Origin of the sequence: Pseudoxanthomonas sp. LjRoot125 (genome assembly GCF_964252705.1) — a bacterium.
Classification (GTDB): Bacteria; Pseudomonadota; Gammaproteobacteria; order Xanthomonadales; family Xanthomonadaceae; genus Pseudoxanthomonas_A.
Map to the genome: position 1 here is coordinate 299,366 of NZ_CAXUOY020000001.1, position 18,677 is coordinate 318,042.

Consider the following 18,677-nt stretch of genomic DNA (forward strand, 5'->3'; position numbering starts at 1 on the left):
ACGCGCACGCATGCGCTCATGGTGATTCGCCATTGGACGCACGCGCCGCCCGGGCTAGCATCGTGCTCCCCGCCTGTCCCGGATGCCGCCATGCTTCGCGCCCATCGTTTGTTCACCGCCGTGCTCGTCGCCACGGTCTCGCTGGCAGCCACGGACGCAGCGCAGGCACAGGACGCCACGGCTTTCGCGGCGCTGGAGCGCGCGCAGCCCCAGCTCGTGCAGTGGCGGCGCGACCTCCACCAGCATCCCGAACTCGGCGAACAGGAAACCCGCACCGCCAAGCGGGTCGCCGATCATCTGCGCTCGCTGGGCCTCACGGTGCGCACCGGCGTCGGCAAGACCGGCGTGGTCGCCGTGCTGAAAGGCGCAAAGCCCGGCCCACGCATCGCCCTGCGCGCCGACATGGACGCGCTGCCGGTCACCGAACAGACCCACCTGCCCTTCGCCTCGAAGGTGAAAGCCGAGTACCGCGGCCAGCCGGTCGGCGTGATGCACGCCTGCGGCCACGATGCGCACGTCGCGATCCTGATGGGCGTGGCGCAGGCGCTGGTCGCCGCGAAGGACGAACTCGCCGGCGAAGTGATGTTCGTGTTCCAGCCGGCGGAAGAAGGCCCGCCGGTCGCGGGCGCGGTGTTCGGCGCGGCGCTGATGCTGCAGGACGGCGTGTTCAAGGACTTCACCCCCGATGCCGTGTTCGGCCTGCACGTCTGGGCCGGCCTGCCGGTCGGCAGCGTGGGCTACCGCAGCGGTCCGTTGCTCGCCGCGGCGGATGAGTGGTCGCTGGTGGTGAAGGGCAAGCAGACGCACGGCTCGCGGCCGTGGGACGGCGTGGACCCGATCACCCTGGGCGCGCAGATCCTGCTGGGCACGCAGAGCATGATCGCGCGGCAGGTCAACATCGCCAACAGCCCGGTGGTGCTGACCGCGGGCCAGTTCCAGGCCGGCGTGCGCTTCAACATCATTCCGGACGAAGCGACGTTGGTCGGCACGCTGCGCACGTTCGATCCCACGGTGCGCGAAGACGTGATCGCGCGTTTCCGCCGCATCGCCGACGACTACGCGCACGCCAGTGGCGGCAGCGCCGAGCTGAAGGTCGCCAAGAATGCGCCTGCCACCATCAACCAGCCTGCGCTCACCCAGCGCGTACGGCCATCGCTGGAAAAGGCGGTGGGTGCCGCGAACGTGGTCGAGATGCCGTTGGTGACCGTGGCCGAAGACTTCTCGCAGTTCGCCAACACGGTGCCCGGTTTCTACTTCTTCGTCGGCTCGACGTCGAAGGGGATCGATCCGGCCACCGCACCGATCAATCATTCGCCGCAGTTCCTGCTCGACGAACACGCGCTGCAGACCGGCAGCCAAGCGATGCTGCAGGTGGCGCTGGATTACCTGCACACGCCTTGAGCGAGCATGACCGTGGGAGCGACGTGAGTCGCGATGCTCTTCCTCTGGCCACACGAAAAGCTCGCGACTTACGTCGCTCCCACAACAGCTGGGTCAGAACGACGCCAACCAGAGACGCAACGGATGTTGCGGGTCCGCCAGCAGGCGGATCGCCAGCGCGATCGACACGGTGACCAGCAGCGGCTTGATGATCCGCGCGCCCTGCTTCATCGCGAAGCGCGAGCCCAGCTGCGCGCCAAGGAACTGGCCTGCGCCCATCAGCAGGCCGATCTTCCACAACACCGCGCCGTGCAGCAGGAACACGCCGAACGCGCCGAGGTTGGAGCCGAAGTTGAGGAACTTGGTGTGCGCGGTGGCCTTGAGGATGCCGAAGCCGGCCAGCGCGACGAAGCCCAGCATCAGGAACGAGCCGGTGCCCGGGCCGAACACGCCGTCGTAGAAGCCGATCGCCGGGACGAAGGTCAGCGCGAACACCTGAGGGCGCATGCGCTGGTGCCGGTCCACGTGGCCGATGTCGGGCTTCAGGCCGAAGTACACCGCGATGCCGACCAGCAGGAACGGCAGCGCCCACTTCAACCAATCCACCGGGATGATCGTGGCCAGCAATGCACCCCCGACGGCGCCCAACCCCGCGGTCAGCACCATCGGCAGCTGGCCCTTGAGGTCGACGTGTCCATGGCGCGCGTAGGCCCAACTCGCCGAGCCCGAGCCGAACAGCGACTGCAGCTTGTTCGTGCCCAGCACCTGCAGCGGCGGGATGCCGGCCAGCAGCATCGCGGGAATGGTGATCATGCCGCCGCCACCGGCGATGGCATCGATGAAACCCGCCAGCATCGCGGCGAGGAACAGCAGCAGGAGTACCTGCAGGGCGAGATCGGGCATCGAGATTCCGGCAGGGGAGCGGAGGCGTCGCCAGCCGTGATCGGCCACACGGAACGCCTGCGCATTCTAAGGCGGCATGCGCGCCGTCGCGACGCAGGCGTTAGCATCGGGGCTTGCCTCCAGGAGCCGACCCGATGCGCCATGCACGTCCTCTCGCCGTTTCCCTGCTCGCCCTCGCCCTCGCCTGCGCCCTGCCCGCTGCCGCGCAGGATGCCGCGCCCACGCAACGGCCTGAGGTCGCCGCCGCAGGCAAGGCGGTGCAGCAGCAGGTGATCGACTGGCGCCGGCACTTCCACCAGTACCCGGAACTGTCCAACCGCGAGGAGCAGACGTCGAAGCGCGTGGCCGAGGAACTGCGCAAGCTGGGCCTGCAGCCGCGCACCGGCATCGCGCGCCACGGCGTCACCGCGGTGATCAAGGGCGGCAAGCCCGGCCCACGCATCGCGCTGCGCGCCGACATGGACGCGCTGCCGGTCACCGAGCGCAACAGCTTGCCGTTCGCATCGAAGGCGACATCGACCTACCGCGGCGAGACCGTCGGCGTGATGCATGCCTGCGGCCACGACGCGCATACCGGCATCCTGCTGGGCGTGGCGAAGGCGCTGGTCGGCATGAAGGACACGCTGCCGGGCGAAGTGCTGCTGGTGTTCCAGCCCGCCGAGGAAGGCGCGCCGGCCGGCGAGGAAGGGGGCGCGGAGCTGATGTTGAAGGAGGGCGTGTTCAAGGACTTCAAGCCCGAGGCGGTGTTCGGCCTGCACGTGTTCTCGTCGATTCCGGCCGGCCAGATCGGCGTGCGCCAGGGCCCGCTGATGGCGGCGTCCGACAGCTTCACCCTGAAGGTCATCGGCCGGCAGACGCACGGCTCGCGGCCGTGGGGCGGCGTGGACCCGATCGTCGCGATGGCCGACGTCATCGGCACCACCCAGACCATCGTCAGCCGCCGCACCGACATCTCCAAGCTGCCCGCGGTGGTCAGCTTCGGCGCGATCAAGGGCGGCATCCGCTACAACATCATCCCCGATGACGTCGAAGTGGTCGGCACCATCCGCACCTTCGACGAAGGCATGCGGCAGAAGATCTTCGCCGACCTGAAGAACGTCGCCACCCACGTCAGCGCCGCGCACGGCGCGAAGGTGGAAGCCAGCGTGCCCGACAACGACGGCAATCCCGTCACCGTCAACAACCCCGAGCTCACCGCGCAGATGCTGCCCAGCCTGCAGGCGGTGGTGGGCACGGACAACGTCATCACCCCGGGGCTGCAGATGGGCGCGGAGGATTTCTCGTTCTATGCGCGCGAAGTGCCGTCGATGTTCTTCTTCGTCGGCAGCACGGCCAAGGGCATCGATCCGGTCACTGCACCGAGCAACCACTCGCCGGAGTTCATGCTGGACGAATCCTCGCTCGACATCGGCCTGCGCGCGCTGCTGCAGGTGACCCTGGATTACCTGGAAAAGCCGAAGGGCTGATATCGCGACGCACGCTGACGGCCGTCAGCGATGCTCGCCATCCAGGTAAAGCCAGCGTCCGTCGCTGCGGATGAAGCGGCTGCGTTCGTGCAGGCGCACGGCGCTGCCGCCCCCGCTGCGGTAGCGGGCGACGAACTCGACCTCGGCGGTATCCGGCCCGGTGACGCGGTGCTGCTTCACCGACAGGCCCAACCAGGTGGTGCGCGGCGCGCCGGGCTTATCCAGGCCGAGATCGGCCGGACGGGTATCGGGATGCCAGGTGGCACGCAGGTACTCGGCATCGCCGGTGACGAAGGCGCTGTAGCGCGAACGCATCAGCGCTTCGGCGTCGGGCGCGGGCTCACCGCCGTGATAGCGGCCGCAGCAGGCCGCGTAGTCGCGACCGGTGCCGCAGGGACAAGGGTTCAAGCGTGCGCCCACGAAGGGAATCAGCGCTTGCCGTGGCCCGTCTCGATGAAGCGCAGGAACTCGGCGCGGGTGCGCGCGTCCTCGCGGAAGGTGCCCAGCATCTTGCTGGTCACCATGCTGACGCCGCGCTTGTGCACCCCGCGGGTGGTCATGCATTCGTGCGCACCATCGACGACGACGGCGACGCCACGCGGCTGCAGCACATCCTGGATGCACTGCGCGATCTGCGCGGTCATCTTTTCCTGCACCTGGAAGCGGCGCGCATACACATCCACCACGCGCGCCAGCTTGCTGATGCCGACCACCTTGCCGTCGGGCAGGTAGCCCACGTGCGCGCGGCCGATGATCGGCGCCATGTGGTGCTCGCAATGGCTTTCGAACTCGATGTCGCGCAGCACGATCATCTCGTCGTAGCCGGCGACTTCCTCGAAGGTGCGCGCCAAGTACTCGCGCGGATCCATCTGGTAACCGCTGAACCAGTCGCGGTAGGCCTTGGCCACGCGCTTGGGCGTATCCAGCAACCCTTCGCGCGTCGGATCCTCGCCCGCCCATTCCAGCAGCACGCGGACCGCGTCCTCGGCCTGCGCCTGGGTGACCTTGCCGGGGTTGTCGTCGGAATGGCTCATCGCATGGACTCCTGCGGGGGGCGTGATGGTAACCCATCGGGGCGACAGGGGCCCTCATGACGCCTGCGCACGATCCGATACGGTGCAGACGGCACGGTGGATGCGGACTCGCTGGCACGCTGCCTGGAGCTCGCGTAAGTTCATGCCCAGCACAGGAAGTCCCGCCCCGTCCCACGCAAGGATGCCGCCATGACGCTCCGCCTCCGTTTCGCTGCACTCGCATGCGCCTGTCTCGTCTTCACGGCCTCGGCCCATGCCGCGGATGCCGTGCTCGACAAGGTGATCGCGCTGGCGCGCACGCAGGCCCTCAATGGCGACCAGCCCGACTGGCCCGCGGTCGAACGCGAAGCCTATGCGCGCCTGGCGGCCACGCCCGGCGAGGACGGCCGCACCGCGGCGATCCGTTTCGTGCTGGCATCGCTGAGGGAACGGCACTCGATCTACTTCCCTCCGCGTAACGCCGCTTCCCCGGTGGATACGGGTACGCCACGGCCGCAGGCCGTGAGCGCCGTGCCCGCGACCAGCATTCCTATCGCACTCGCGCACACGGACGAAGGTGTCATCGGACGCCTGACGATCAACAGTTGGAGCGGCGACCAGCAAGCGGCCGTCGGGGCGACCCACCTGGTGCGAAACGCACTCAATGAGGCGCTTTCAGCCGGGCGCTGCGGCCTGATCATCGACGTGGCGTCCAATATGGGGGGGCAGCATGTGGCCGATGATGGGCGGTATTGCACCGCTCTACGATGAAGGCGTCCTGGAATACTTCGAGCGGCGCGACGGCACGCGTACGCCGATCCGACGCCGTAACGACCAGGTGCTCAATGGCGATGCCGCCCGCTCCGCGATCGATCTCCCGCCACTCGAACGCCAGCCCTCGCACATCGCCGTGATCCTCGGGCCCAAGACGATGAGTTCCGGCGAGATCCTTGCCATCGGTTTCAAGGGTCAGCGCAACGTGCGTTTCTTCGGCCGCCCCACGGGTGGGTACACGACATCCAACAGCAGCATTCCGCTGGACAACGGCGGGATGTTGGCACTGACCACCTCGCGCATCCTCGATCGCAGCGGCGCGGTCCAGCACGGGCCGGTACTCCCTGATGAAGTACCGACCAGCCTCTGGACGCCGCGCGTGCGTGGCTACAGGCGCGGTGCGCCAGCCACTGAGCCGTTGCACGCAGGTTCCGCGTTGTGAACGACATGCATGGGCCGTCGTCACGCCGTGTTTCCGCATCCCTCCCTAGAACGGGGGCGACGATGACGGAACCGAGGTGGACCATGCCCCAGATCCAGGCCCAGAGCGATCTTCCCGTACGCGCGATCGACATCGTGGCGGTGGACCCGGCGTTGCTCAATTTCGGCATCGACGTATTCCAGGCGGTCATGAACGGGGCGCTGCCGGTGAGCGAGTACGACGGTGAGGATCTCGCCTGCGTCGGCATGAATGTCATCGCGCGCCAGGTGGGCGGCCACGGCCTGTCGGTGGAAGAAGAAGCCTCGCTGGTGCTGCGCGTGGTGGCCTTCGGCGAACTGGTCTCGCGCGCCGGCTCCGACAGCCGCATCGCCGCGCACGTTGACGCGGTGGGCGGTGGCTACCAGGTGACGCCGGCATTCCTGCAGGCCGCGGCCGGCGCGGACATCGTCCGACGCCTCGACGGTGGCTTCGGCTACGACCTGGACAGCATGGCGGCGCGCCTGATGCACTGACGCAGCGCGTTGGGTCAGCGCGACGGGAAGGAGGCCATCGCACTGCGATAGACCACGCCGTCCACACAGTCCGCTAATCTGGGCGCACGGTGGGCACGGTCGCGGGCGGGTCATGGATTTCCTGAAAATCCTCAAGTCGTTCGAAGAGTTCGTCTACGAAGCGCTGACGTGGGTGGTCCTGCTGCCGCGCACGCTGGTGCGGACCTTGCTGCATCCCGACCGGATGACGGCGTACGCGGCGCATGAACTGTCGCGCACCGACGACGCGCGATTCAGCGATGCGATCAGCCCGCCCCTGCTGTTGATCCTGTGCGTGATGCTGGCGCATCTGTTCGACCTGGGTGTGCGGGCGCAGGTACCCGATACCTCCGGCTCGCTGGCGGCGGTGATCCTGGCTTCCGAAGAAACGCTGTTGCTCTATCGCACGATCACGTTCGGCGTGTGGGCGTTGGCCGGCGCCACGTATGCGCTGATGCGCGTACGGCAGCCGGTCAACCGCGAGAGCCTGCGGCAACCGTTCTATGAGCAGTGCTATCTGGTGGCGCCGTTCGCGCTGGTGCTCTCCTGCGCCATGTCGCTGCTGCTGATGCCGCAGCCATGGACGAACATCGCTTCCGCCTGCCTGACGCTCGTGATGCTGGCGTGGTTCTGGCTCGTGCAGGCGGCGTGGATCCGCCGGCGCACGCGACTGCCCTGGTGGCGCTGCCTCGGTGCGGCCGCCATCGTGCTCTTGGTGGGCGGCACCATCAACGCCACCGTCGGGTATCTGCTGGCACACACGGCAGCCGGCGCGCTCGCCAGCGGTTGACGCCGCACCTCGGGCGCAGAGCGCGCTACTCGGCCACGAGCACCAAGGCGACCGGCTTGCCCGCCCGCCTCACCACCAGCGCCACCTTGTCGCCCGGCTCGATGTCACCCATGGCGCCGAAGAACTTCCGTGCCGAGCTGCCCACCAACGGCTTCCCGTTCAACTGCTCCAGCACGTCGCCCACCTGCAGGCCCGCCCGCTGCGCCGGTGAAGCAGGCGCGACCTGCGTCACCACCACCTGCTTGATGTCGGCATCCAGTACCTTGCGATCGAACTTCGCATCGACGGTGAAGCCGAGCTTGCCCTAGGCCGCGTGGGCGGAGAACGCCAGCAGGGTGGCGAGAACGAGAATGGCGATGCGCAGGCCTGAGGCCGTGCGAGTTGCTCGCTCCGAAGCAAAGGGTTCCCGCATGGTTACGCCTGCTGTGTTCCTTTGCACAGGGGAAATCCGGAGCATCCCCAGAACCCCTCTCCCGTGCGTCGGTTCGTCCGCCGGACCATCGCCGCCTTGCAAGCCGGGCAACTGGGGGAGCTCGATTCGACGGAATGATCCATCATCGGTTCGACGTTCCTGGAAGGCGCAACACCGGCTGCCTGCACCGCCCTGATCATCTCCAGCAGCGTTTCGCCATCGATCAATTCGATCGGCTTGCCCTCGACGAAGTGCGCCGCATCCGCGGTGAAACCGCCGAGCGCCGCGATGCGCACGGCGTCCGCCTGGTGATGCGCCATCAGGCCGAACATCTCGCGCACCACGTTGACCGGCACCTTGTCGCGCCGCCACTGCTTGCACTGCACCAGCGTACGCTTGCCGTCGCGATGCAGGATCAGGTCGATGCCGCCATCGGCGCCACCGAGGCCGGTTTCCTCCACCGCATAACCGCGGCGACGATACGCCTCGCCCACGAGTCGCTCGAAATCGCGCCAGCCCAGCGCGGCCAGGCTGTCCAAGCCGCGGCGGGTGTCCAGCAATCGGCGCTTGCGCCGTGCATCGAAGAACGACATGCCGGCGGCGATCACGCACAGGCCGAAGAAGGCCCACGCGAGCGGCAGAAATGGATTGGTGTTCTGGAAGGCGCTACCCAACGCACTGTTGCGCGAAAAGAACAGCGGAATGCCGTGCGCGATGGCCAGGTAGCCCGCGACCCCGGTACAGAGCCCGACCGGCCACGGCAGCGCAGCCAGATTCTCGATGAAACCGCGACGACCACGTCCCATGTGGCTTCCCCTCTCACCCCGTAGCGGACCATAACCCGGTCCGTAGGGAGACGCACAGGCGGCGGCGCGCCGTTCGTCGGGAATCAGGGTCCGCGGACGGTCGCCCGCGGCGGTTTCAGCGCCAGCTCGCCTTGCGCGAGGGCGGCGGCGTGACCTCGGTGTCGACCACGGGCACGAGCAGCGACAGCCGCGCCTTGGCGAACTCGCCGCTGCCATCCACATCCAGCTTGCCCACGCTGCTGGCGGTGATCAGCGCGGTATCGAGGAAGACCTCCGCGCCTTCGGCCAACGGATGGCGCGCACTGCACAGCTTGGACGGTACCTGCAGCACGCTGATCCCATCGCGCTGCCATTTCGTCTCCGGCGCCAAGCGACGCACGATGGAGCCATCCACCCAGACATCCACCGAATCCGATTTTACCGATCGGCATTTGCCGATCCCGACATCAAACGTCATGCGCCCTCCTTCGAGGCGATATGCGTGAGCGTGAAGAGGTAACCACGCGCTTCCAGCAATGCGCGCATGCGTCGTTCCGCCGGCACGCGATGGAACTGGCGGCCGGCCCACAAACCGAAGCACGGGCGACCGGTGTTCTGGCCCTGGCCCGTCGGGCGCCGCGACACCGCGATATCCAGCGATTCGCAGGCCGTGGCCCACATCACCCGCAGGTCGTCAGGCCCGATGGACTGTTGCGATCCCAGATGCAGCAGGAAGACCTGGACGTGCTGGTTCGCCACACACACCTCCTCGGCACGCGGGACCGCGTGGGTCAGGCCGAGAGGGAGGGATGTCAGCCAGCGGAGCGCGGCGGAGGGTACTGCCAGTCAGCAGGAACAGGTATACGCCGTTGGGGGGGTTATCGCAAACAACCTGGCGTACCGACGATATGCAAGGACGATACGTGCAGCGTGGAAGCGTGTTCAGCGCGCGGCCAACCGCCACCCCAGCCCCGACCACCGGCCCGCATGCCGGGCCAGCGCGTCGCGGATCACCGCGTCGCTGCCGGCGACATGCAGCGCATGGCGCGCGCGGGTGATGCAGGTGTAGACCAGCTCGCGCGACAACACGCGGTTGCTGCGCGCGGGCAACACCAGCCACACCGTGTCGAATTCGGAGCCTTGCGCCTTGTGCACCGTCATCGCGAAAGCGGACTCGTGCGCGGGCAATGCCGCCGGATGGAACGCGCGCGGACTGGCGGGATCTTCACCGGGGAACCACGCCACCAGCATGCCGGCCGCATCGCGCAGGCAAACGCCGATGTCGCCGTTGAACAAGCGGTGCCGGTAGCTGTTCTCGGTGACGATCAGCAACTGGCCGTGGAAATGGCCCTGCGCCTCGCGCACCGATCCATTGCCATCGGCAAGCAACCTTTCGATGCGCGCATTGAGCGTGCGCGCGCCTTGGGGCCCTTCGCGCACCGCTGTCAGCAGGCGCAGGCGCGTGGACCGCGCCAACGCCTCGGCGGGCGTGGCGGCGTGGCCCAGCGCGTGGAAATGGGCGAGCAGCGCGTCGCGATGCGCGTCCAGGGGATCGACCAGGTTTTCGTGGAAGTGCACGTTGGACAGCGTGCCGGCACGCAGCTGCGACAGCGCGGCATCGGCATCGCCTTCGCGCACGGCGGCCGCCAGCGGCGCGAGGTCCAGCGCTTCGCTCTGGCGCCAGCCGCGCTGCAGGTGCACGCGGATGCCGGGGAACCGTGTTCTTTCGTCGTCCTGCGCATCGGTGGACGCATCCGTCTCGCCGAGCAACGACCGGAGGGCCTCGGCATCGTCGTGCGCGATGGCATCGCCGTCACCGGCGGCGCCGAGGATGGCGGCCAGCACATCGCCGGCTTCCACCGACGGCAACTGGTCGGGATCGCCCAGCAGCACCAGTCGCGTGCCGCTGGCGACCGCGTCGACCAGCTTGGCCATCAGCGGCAGGTCGATCATCGAGGCTTCGTCGACGACGACCACCTCGTAGGGCAGCGGATTATCGTGGCCGTGGCGGAAGCGCGGCGAATCCGGGATCGTCCCGAGCAAGCGGTGCAGCGTGGTGCCGGTGGCGGGCAGCGCGGCGAGCAGATCGGCATCGATGCCGTCCATGGCCAACGCCTTCATCGCATGGCGCACGCTCTCGGCCATGCGCTCGGCGGCCCGGCCGGTGGGCGCGGCCAGCGCGATGCGCGGCGGTGCACGGCCTGCTTGCCTTGCTTGCGCGGCCAGCAACACCAGCAGGCGCGCCGTGGTGGTGGTCTTGCCGGTGCCGGGACCGCCCGTGACCAGCAACAGGGCGTGGCGCAACGCGAGCGCAGCGGCGCGCGCCTGGCGGTCGTCGTGCGTGGCCTGTGGGAACAGGGTTGCGAACAGCGGCGCGAGCGACGCGATGGCGGTCTCCGATACCGGCTGCGCGGCGATGCGCTGCAGGCCCAACGCCAGCGCGCGTTCGTACTCGCGGTAACGGCGCAGGTAGAGCAGGCCGCCTTCCAGCACCAGCGGCGCGCTGCCGGTCGCTGGCGAAGCGGGTTCGCGTGGCGTCACGACCCAGCGCGATGCTGCGAGTTGCTGCGTCCAGGCCTCGGCGTCAGGCCAGGCGATCTCCGCATCGACCAGCGCCACGGCCGCGTCGAGGCGCACGCCGGCATGGCCCTTGGCGACCGCCAGCGACGCCAGCGCGGCGGCGGCGAGCACGGCGTCGGGCGTGTCGCGATCCAACCGACGCAGGCTCTGCGCAAGGGCGTGGTCGAGCGTACGCAGGTGGCCGCCTTTGTACAGCGCGTCGAGCAGGCTCATGCAACGGCCTCCGTCGCATGGCCGGCGAACAGCGCATCCAGCGCGTGCACCAGTTCGGGCGCGAAGCGCTGCGCGTGAACGCCAGGCGAGCGGGGCTGGGTGAGGTCCAGCCCGCGGCAGAACAGGTAGCGGATGCCGCCGAAGTCGCGCGCGTAGTCGTACGCATCGCCAAGTCGGAAACGCAACCAGCGATGCAGCGCCAGCGTGTAGATCAATGCCTGCAGGTCGTACTCGCTGTGCGCCATCGCCTGCTGCATCGCCGCCGCGTCGTAGGCCGGTAGTTGGTTCGATTTGTAGTCGAGCACGTACCAACGGCCGTCATGGCCGTAGGTCAGATCGATCAGGCCCGTCATCAGTCCTTCCAGCCGGGCGCGCGTGCCGAAGGCGGTGCGATGGCGCAGCAGGCCATGGCGATGCAGCAAGGCCAGCAATGCCGGCACGCCGGTGGGCTGCATGGCGAAGTGGAATTCGATCTCGGCACGACGCGCGTCCGGCGGCAGGTCCGCCAGGCGCGCGCCTTCCGGCAGCGTGGTGCACAAGGTCTGTCCCACCAGCGGCACCAGCACAGCGAGGCCGTCGTCGATGTCGGCTTCGGCGTAGCCGCCTTCGCGCATCGCGTCGACGATGACATCGGCCTGATGCGTGGGTGCGTCATCGCCCGGCCGCCAGTCGCGCCAAGCGGCGAAATCGGCGTGCTCCAGCGCGGCATGCATGACCACGCCGAAGCGGCTGCCGGCGAAGCGGGGATCGGCGAGGGCGACGGGCGCGGCGATCGCGTCGGGCAGTCCATCGACGTCGGACGCGGGGGTTTCGTCCTCGCCACCGGGATCGGCCTGGGTCGCCGCAGCCAGCGGATCGGCGCCTTCGGCGTGCGCGAGCTGGGTGAAGCTGTAGACCCACCAGTCGGCGGCGACGCGATGCGTGCTGGTGCGGGCCGGCGCGATGTCGGCGTCGTGCTCGGCCGGCAGGCGGGCCGGCGGCGGTTCCGGCGGGCCTTCGACGATGCGCACCTCATTGCGCATGCCGAGCGCAGCGACATCGGCCAGCAGCGGCGCGAGACGGCTCTTCTCCATGTCGATCACGTCGCCGGCGGCGATCCACAGCGCATGCTCGGCACGGGTCAGCCCGACGTAGAGCAGCCGCGCATCTTCCGCCTGCGCGTCCTGCTTCACGGCAAGGCCGGCGGCCTGCCACGCGGGATCGTCCTTGTCGACGCGCCATTGGAGGACACGACGCGTGCCGTCGTGCACGGTGCGATGACGCCCGCTGTCGGGCCGGCTCGTGCCCAGGCCTGCGAAGGGCAGGTAGACCAGCGGATATTCCAGGCCCTTGCTCTTGTGCAGGGTGACGATCTGCACGCGACGCGCGTCCGACTCCAGACGCAGCAGCTGCGCTTCGTCGTTCGGGTCCGCATTGGCAATGCGCGCCTGCAGCCAGTCCAGCAGGCCATGCAGCCCCAGGGTGCGGGCGGAGGCTTCCTGCAGGTGTTCGCCCAGCTGCAGGTAGTTGGTGAGCCGGCGTTCGCCGTCGAGCAAGCCGAGCAGGCGACCGGCTTCCGCCGCGCACAGCTCGGATACCAGTGCGAACGGACCGCTGCGCTGCCAACGCTCGCGCCAATGCAGCAGGCGCGCCTGGTGATGGCGCTGTGCGTCGCCATCGGCGTCCAGCGCTTCCAGCGTGGCGGCGTCCTCGCCCAGCAGCACGGTGGCCAGGGCGGCCCGTAGGCGACCGGCGTCGGCCGGATGCAGCAAGGCGAGCAGCAGCGTGCGCAGGTCGGCGGCTTCACGGCTTTCGAACAAGCTCTGCTTGCCCGCGGCGACCGCCGGCACGCCCGCACGCGCGAGGGCCTGCTGCATGCGGGTCGCATCCTTGTGGTTGCGCACCAGCACGGCGATGTCGCCCGGCTGCACGCGGCGGCCGTCGATCGTCGCGCGGTCGTCGCGCGCATCCGACAGCACACGGTGGATGTCGGCGACGCAGGCGGCGGTGGCGGCGTCGCGCGAAGCCTCCGCGTCGAAGGCCTTGCCGCCCTCGTTGCGCAGCAGGCGCAGGGTGAGCGCCGGTGCGGGAATGCCTTCGCGCAGGTAGTCCGCGTCGTTGCGCTTGTCGCCGGGAAACACCGGCTCGAACCGGATGCCGGGATGCGCGAACGCATCGCGGCCCGCGGCATCGGCGCCGTCGTACAGCGCCTGCACCGCGCGCAACACGGCGGGTCGCGAACGGAAGTTATGCGTCAGCGGATCCGCGTGCGCGGTGCCCGGATGGTGCTTTGCCACCAGGTAGGTGGCGACATCGCCGCCACGGAAACCGTAGATGGCCTGCTTGGGGTCGCCGATCAGGAACAGTCCCGGCGCTTCTCCCAGCGCGCGCACCTCCTCGGAGTCACCGAACACGCGGGTGAAGATCTGCCACTGGCGTTCGTCGGTGTCCTGGAATTCGTCCACCAGCGCGATGCGGTACTGGGCCCGCAGGCTCGCCACCAGCGCGCGCCGGTTCGGGCCTTCCAGCGCGTCGGCGACGTGGTCGATCAAGTCGTCGTAGGTCTGCACGCGTCGCGTGCGCTTGAGCGTTTCGAGGCGACGGCGGGCGTCGTCGCGAAGGCGGTGCAGCAAGACCACGCGCAGCCGCTGCTGCAGCTGTTGCCAGGCATCGTCCGCGTCGCACCAGTCACGCAATGCGTCGAACAGGGGCGACTCCGGGACGCGCGCCGCGTCGCCGTCCTTGCAGAAGCCGACCAGCGTCTCGGGGAGCAGCTTCTGCACGTGTGTCTTGTCGGTACGCGGCCACTGCGCCAGCGCGATGCCGGCCTGCAGTTCCGCGAAGGCCTTGTCGAAACTCGGTCGTTTCGCACGACGGCCATCGAACACCTTGCCGTCGAACGCGGCAGCGATGGCGGCGCGTGCGTCGGCACCGTACAAACCGATGGCCTCGACCAGGTGCGCGGCACGGCCCGCGCGCGTGGCGTCCACGGCGACCTGGCGTTCGCTGACATCATCGACAGGCGCGGCCGGCAGCAACGGCAGCGGGCCGCACAGCGCGGGCAGGTCGGCGGCGAGCGCATCGGGGCCACTCCACAGCCCTGTCAGTACGCCGGCCGTCCCGGCATCGGCCGCATAAGCGCGCCAGATGTCGGCAGCAAGCTCTTCGTACAGCGCGCGCGCGTTGCCCAGCAGCTCGCCGGCCTGCAGGCCTTGCCCGGTGTCCAGCGCATGCTCGCGCAGCACCCGCGCGCAGAAACCGTGGATGGTGAAGATCGCAGCGAGATCGGTTTCCTCGGCCGCCGTGCGCAGGCGTCGTGCGAGCTGGGCCGGCGATTCCTCGCCGTGCGCAAGGTGGCGGGCCAGGATGGCGCGCGTGAGTGCGGCCTCGTGGGTCTCGTCATCGGAAGATGGCCTGCCGACAAGATCGGCCGCCTGCGCGAGGCGTTCGCGGATGCGCTTGCGCAGTTCCTGCGTGGCGGCTTCGGTGTACGTCACCGCGAGCACATCGCCCATGCGCAGGCGGCGCTCGACGATCAGGCGCGTGAACAGCGTGGCCAGCGTGTAGGTCTTGCCGGTGCCGGCGCTGGCCTCGATCAGCTGCACGCCGTCGAGCGTGCGATCGAGATACGGTTCGCGGGAAGGATCGAAGCCGCTCATGCCGCGCCCTCCCCGCCATCGGTGCGTCCGCTGCGCAGTGCGGCGTAGATCCGCAGGCTGGTATCGACGAACGCAGCCATGCCGTCCGCATCGGCCAGCGGATCACGCCCGCGGAAGGCGAGCTGGAAGGCCTCGCCGGTGCTCTCGCCCCAACTGTAGTCACCGGGATACCAGGTGGTCCGCGCGGCGTTCTCGCGTTTGGCGGGATCGGCGGCATGGATCTCCCAACCGGTGTGCGGCGCGAACGGCAGAGGCGCGCGCAGGCCTTCGCGACGCAGCGACAGCAGCAGGCGCAGTGCATCGCGCGCCTGTCCGGCGTCGATGCCCGGGGTGATGTGGGGACCGATGCCGGCCTCGCCCGCATCGTGGAATTCCACCCGCGGCACGCGCAGACCGCAGGCATTGGCCAGCAACCAGTCCAGGCCGTGGCGGATCGCAGCAGGACCGTTCAATGCGCCGATGTGCACGCGCGCCAGGCCATGCACGTAGAGATCCTCGATACGGCCCTGCAGGCGCACGCCGTCGATCTTCACCTCCAGCCGCGGCACCCCGCCCTGCGGCCCGACCAGGCCACGGTGATCGACCTGCTCGCGCCACTGCACTTGGGCGCGGACATGGCGTTCGGCTTCGTCGAGCAACAACAGGAAACGGCGCGCCTCCGCATCAGGCCCGAGAGGACGGCCACGCCACTGCGCCGCCGTCTCCTCGCGCATCCACGGGAACAACCGTTGCTCCACCAGGCGCGCGAGCAGGCCGTCGTCCGGCTCGCCCTTGCGCACGGCAGCCAGCACGGCTTGCCCGTCGGGATCCTGCAACGCGTCGTGCAGCCAGTGGCGGCGATCGTGGCCGACCCAGTCGGCGAAGGCACGCGCATACGGTTCCACTTCGGCGAATACCCGCTCGGCGGCCTGTTCGCCCAGTGGGCCGGTGGGCACCTGGCCACGCGCACGCAGCCTCGCATAGAGGGCCGAAGGGCTGTGCGCATCCGGGACGCGCGCACGCTCGAGCTGCCATTCGAAAACGTCGCGAACGACGCGCGAGCGCTCGCGGCCGCGCGTGGGCGCGACCAGGGGTTCGGTGTCCTCGGTATCCTCGAGCGCATCGGGCAAGCGGATGCCGAGTCGCTGCGCAAGGAACTGGCCGGCAGGATCGAGCAGGAAGCGGCGCAGCGCATCCAGCGGCACCACGTCGTCGCCTTCTTCGAAAGGCGGCAGTGGCGCCTCGGCCCACCGCGCCAGCGCGCGACGCGCGCCGCCGAGACGCCCCGCCGCGTTGCGCCACGTATCGCGATAGCTGAAGTGTCGTGGTTCGTCGTCGCTGCCGAACGCGCCCGGCGCGAACGGCTGCAGCGTGTGGCGCACGATCAGTGCGTCCTTCGCGGCCGCATCGCCGTGATAGCGCGCCGCCACGTCGATCAGTTCGCTGACCAGCACCGAGGGCTCACGCGGGCTGCCGTCGCGCGGATCGGCGCCGAGGTAGCTGACGTAGAACACGTCCTGTGCGGCGGCGAACAGCTGCAGGAACAGGAAACGGTCGTCCTCGCGGGTCGAACGGTCTCCAGGCAGCCGCCGGCCCGCATGCAGCTCGGCGGTGAGCTTGTTGAGTCCCGCAGCGGGATCGCGACGCGGGAAGTCGCCATCGTTCATGCCGAGCAGGCAGATCGCACGGAACGGCAGCAGGCGCATAGGCACCATGCGACCCACGCTGATGCCGCCGGTCAGCAGCGGGGCACGGGTGTCGGCCTGCGACAGCAGGTCGGCGAAATGCGCGCGCACGACGTCCGGCGGTACGGTGCCGTCATAGCCCGCAGCCTCCGCATCGCGGGCGAAACGATCGACCAGGGTGCGCAGGCGATCGAGCGCGCGTTGCGAGCGGGGTGCCGATGGCCGTTCCGGCAGCAGCACGTCGAACAGGTGCAGCAGGCGTTCGCGCCATTGCGCGGGCGTCTGCGTCTCGCCCAGCACGCGGCGCTGGCGGGCGAGTTCGCGCAGCAGGCGCACCAGCGTGTCGAGCGCGTCGAGCGCGCCGCCTTCCAGTTCCGGCCACGGTGCGACGCCGGCGATGTCGTCGTCACTGCCACTCGCATGGCCGAGCAGCAGCCGGTCCAGGGCGAACTGCCAGGTGTAGGCATCGTCGGCGGGCGCATCGGACGCGGCACGGTGGGTGGCGTCCAGTCCCCAGCGCGCGCCGGCCTCGTGCAGCCAGCCGTGCAGGCGATCGATGGCATCGGTATCGAGTTCCGAGGCCTCGGCGACCGGCGCGCTCGACAGCAGGTCGAGCACCTCGTCCAGGCCGAAGCGCGACACCGGCAGGTCCAGCAGGCGCAGGAACACCTCCGCCAACGGCTCGCTCGCCAGCGGACTGGTGTCGGCCAGCGCCCAGGGCAGCGCGCCGTCATGGCCGCTGCCGCCGAACACCGCATCGAGGTAGGGCACGTAGGGGTCGATGTCCGGCGCCAGCACCGCGATTTCGCGTGGCTGCAGCGGCGGATCGAAGCGCCGGCCTTCGGGCGATGCGGGATCGAGCAGCGCGCGCAACTGGTCGTGCAGCACCTGCAGTTCGCGCAGGCGCGTGTGGCAGGCGTGGACCTGCAAGCTGGGATCGGTGCGGTCGAGCATGGCACGCGGCGGCGGCACGGCCGGTGCGCGCCGGTGGAAGAGATCCGACTGCAGCCGGCGCAGCAGCGTGTCGGGGTCGTCGGCGGCGAGCGGATCGGCGTAGACGTCGATCTCGGCGCGCGGATGCACCACTTCGTAATCGCCGAGCAGCGCCATGAAGTCGCGGCCGGCCGCGCCCCAGGCCTGCAGCAGCGGGTTTTCCTGCACGTCGTCGGCGAACAGATCGCTGGCCCCGTCGCGTCGGCGCTCGCGCAGTGTCTGCAGATCGCCCCAGTAGCCGCGCGCCGGCGTGGGCAGATAGAAATGCAGCGTGCCCACGCGCGCCTGGGTGGCGAGCACGCGCAGCACGTCGGGCGAGATGTTGAGGGTGGCGAAAACGAGCAGTCGTTTCGGCAGGCCTTGTGGCAGTGGTCCGTCCTCACGGCCGAATCGCGCGAGGTAGTCGTGGATGCGGCGCGCGCGGTAGTCGTGCCCGCTGGCCACCGCGCGCCACAGCCGTGCCTGCGCGTCGTCCTGGTCGGCGCCCGCTTCCCACCGCAGCAGCCAGTCGCGGCGCCACGCCTGGTACTTCTCGTACACGCCCGCCAGTTCGCCCGCCAGCGACCAGGGCTTCAACGGGTCGCCGTCGTCCAGCCAGGCGTCCAGCGGGGCCAGCGCGGGCGCCGTGCGCAGCGCCGGATCGTTGAGCACGCCGTAGAGGCGCCACTGCAACGCGGCCATGTCGAGGTCGTCGGTGCTCGGCCCGAGGTTGGCGTCCAGCGCGCGGGCGACGAACTCGCCGGGGGTCAGGAACTTGAGGTTGGCGGCAACGCCGTACTTCGCCGCGAGCGTGGCCTGCAGCCAGCGGCGCATGGCGACCTGGGGGATCAGCACCACGTCCGGCGCCAATGGCGACTGGCCGGGCACCGGCGTGCGCAGCTCCTCGGCCAGCAACGCCGCCAGCAGCTCCAGCACGTTGGAGGGATACAGGCGGAAGTCGGGCGTGGCGTCGGTCGTCATCGTCGCCGTCATTGTGCCGGATGGCGGTCGCAGCACCGGAGACGCCGGCGCTTTGGGCCACAGCATCCCGCACGGCCGTGCGCGCGGCGGCGACGCGGATGCCACAATAATCAAACTGCGCGGTACGGTTTATG

The 18,677-nt window shown here is 69.4% G+C and carries 15 protein-coding genes and 1 pseudogene; 6 read left to right on the plus strand and 10 right to left on the minus strand.

Translation table 11 applies throughout. The annotated features are described in order from the left end of the window. The first annotated feature begins 90 nt into the window (after positions 1 to 90). Positions 91 to 1,401, plus strand: a complete 1,311-nt coding sequence (locus tag ACSION_RS01405; protein WP_435304526.1) for an amidohydrolase — start codon at positions 91 to 93, stop codon at positions 1,399 to 1,401. Positions 1,402 to 1,494: 93 nt separating this feature from the next. On the opposite strand, the gene ACSION_RS01410 is transcribed toward ACSION_RS01405, so the two are convergent. Continuing rightward, positions 1,495 to 2,283 carry a TSUP family transporter gene (locus ACSION_RS01410; RefSeq protein ID WP_435304527.1) on the minus strand — a complete coding sequence of 263 codons (789 nt, stop codon included), beginning with the start codon at positions 2,281 to 2,283 and terminating at the stop codon, positions 1,495 to 1,497. Positions 2,284 to 2,417: 134 nt separating this feature from the next. Here ACSION_RS01410 and ACSION_RS01415 point away from each other — a divergent pair, with 134 nt between their 5' ends. Further along, entirely contained in the window at positions 2,418 to 3,749 is a 1,332-nt protein-coding gene (locus tag ACSION_RS01415; protein ID WP_435304528.1) for a M20 family metallopeptidase, read from the plus strand. Positions 3,750 to 3,773: 24 nt separating this feature from the next. Here ACSION_RS01415 and ACSION_RS01420 read toward each other — a convergent pair whose 3' ends face one another. Together ACSION_RS01420 and folE are read right to left on the minus strand one after the other, a co-directional pair. Next, a complete protein-coding gene (locus tag ACSION_RS01420; RefSeq protein WP_435304529.1) occupies positions 3,774 to 4,157 on the minus strand; it encodes a YchJ family protein in 384 nt (127 codons plus the stop codon). 20 nt (positions 4,158 to 4,177) lie between these two features. After that, positions 4,178 to 4,783 carry a GTP cyclohydrolase I FolE gene (folE, locus tag ACSION_RS01425; protein WP_093488975.1) on the minus strand — a complete coding sequence of 202 codons (606 nt, stop codon included), beginning with the start codon at positions 4,781 to 4,783 and terminating at the stop codon, positions 4,178 to 4,180. A gap of 189 nt (positions 4,784 to 4,972) precedes the next feature. Here folE and ACSION_RS01430 point away from each other — a divergent pair, with 189 nt between their 5' ends. The 4 genes from ACSION_RS01430 (at position 4,973) to ACSION_RS01445 (ending at position 7,298) form a co-directional block, all read left to right on the plus strand. Continuing rightward, positions 4,973 to 5,533 carry a hypothetical protein gene (locus ACSION_RS01430; protein ID WP_435304530.1) on the plus strand — a complete coding sequence of 187 codons (561 nt, stop codon included), beginning with the start codon at positions 4,973 to 4,975 and terminating at the stop codon, positions 5,531 to 5,533. After that, positions 5,502 to 5,978, plus strand: coding sequence for a S41 family peptidase (locus ACSION_RS01435; protein ID WP_435304531.1), 477 nt, complete (start codon positions 5,502 to 5,504; stop codon positions 5,976 to 5,978). The genes ACSION_RS01430 and ACSION_RS01435 overlap by 32 nt, the downstream gene beginning before the upstream one ends. An 83-nt stretch (positions 5,979 to 6,061) precedes the next feature. Continuing rightward, the gene (locus ACSION_RS01440; protein ID WP_435304532.1) at positions 6,062 to 6,490 is read left to right on the plus strand and encodes a hypothetical protein; all 429 of its coding nucleotides are present in this window, start codon (positions 6,062 to 6,064) and stop codon (positions 6,488 to 6,490) included. Positions 6,491 to 6,602: 112 nt separating this feature from the next. Then, positions 6,603 to 7,298 (plus strand): hypothetical protein, encoded by a 696-nt coding sequence (locus tag ACSION_RS01445; protein ID WP_435304533.1) that lies wholly within the window; start codon positions 6,603 to 6,605, stop codon positions 7,296 to 7,298. A 25-nt stretch (positions 7,299 to 7,323) separates the two neighbouring features. Here the strand turns inward: ACSION_RS01445 and ACSION_RS01450 are convergent. From ACSION_RS01450 to recC, 7 genes and pseudogenes are all read right to left on the minus strand, one after another. After that, positions 7,324 to 7,590, minus strand: a pseudogene (locus ACSION_RS01450) (PDZ domain-containing protein); the annotation flags it as partial. 122 nt (positions 7,591 to 7,712) lie between these two features. Beyond that, positions 7,713 to 8,516, minus strand: a complete 804-nt coding sequence (locus tag ACSION_RS01455; RefSeq protein ID WP_435304534.1) for a restriction endonuclease — start codon at positions 8,514 to 8,516, stop codon at positions 7,713 to 7,715. Positions 8,517 to 8,631: 115 nt separating this feature from the next. Further along, positions 8,632 to 8,973 (minus strand): hypothetical protein, encoded by a 342-nt coding sequence (locus ACSION_RS01460; RefSeq protein WP_093488989.1) that lies wholly within the window; start codon positions 8,971 to 8,973, stop codon positions 8,632 to 8,634. Then, positions 8,970 to 9,254, minus strand: coding sequence for a hypothetical protein (locus tag ACSION_RS01465; RefSeq protein WP_139227402.1), 285 nt, complete (start codon positions 9,252 to 9,254; stop codon positions 8,970 to 8,972). The genes ACSION_RS01460 and ACSION_RS01465 overlap by 4 nt, the downstream gene beginning before the upstream one ends. A gap of 183 nt (positions 9,255 to 9,437) precedes the next feature. Continuing rightward, positions 9,438 to 11,288 (minus strand): exodeoxyribonuclease V subunit alpha, encoded by a 1,851-nt coding sequence (recD, locus tag ACSION_RS01470; RefSeq protein ID WP_435304535.1) that lies wholly within the window; start codon positions 11,286 to 11,288, stop codon positions 9,438 to 9,440. After that, complete coding sequence (locus ACSION_RS01475) at positions 11,285 to 14,926, minus strand: UvrD-helicase domain-containing protein (RefSeq protein ID WP_435304536.1); 3,642 nt, start codon at positions 14,924 to 14,926, stop codon at positions 11,285 to 11,287. The genes recD and ACSION_RS01475 overlap by 4 nt, the downstream gene beginning before the upstream one ends. Next, entirely contained in the window at positions 14,923 to 18,543 is a 3,621-nt protein-coding gene (gene recC, locus ACSION_RS01480; protein WP_435304537.1) for an exodeoxyribonuclease V subunit gamma, read from the minus strand. Before recC ends, ACSION_RS01475 begins: the two co-directional genes overlap by 4 nt. Positions 18,544 to 18,677: the final 134 nt, after the last annotated feature.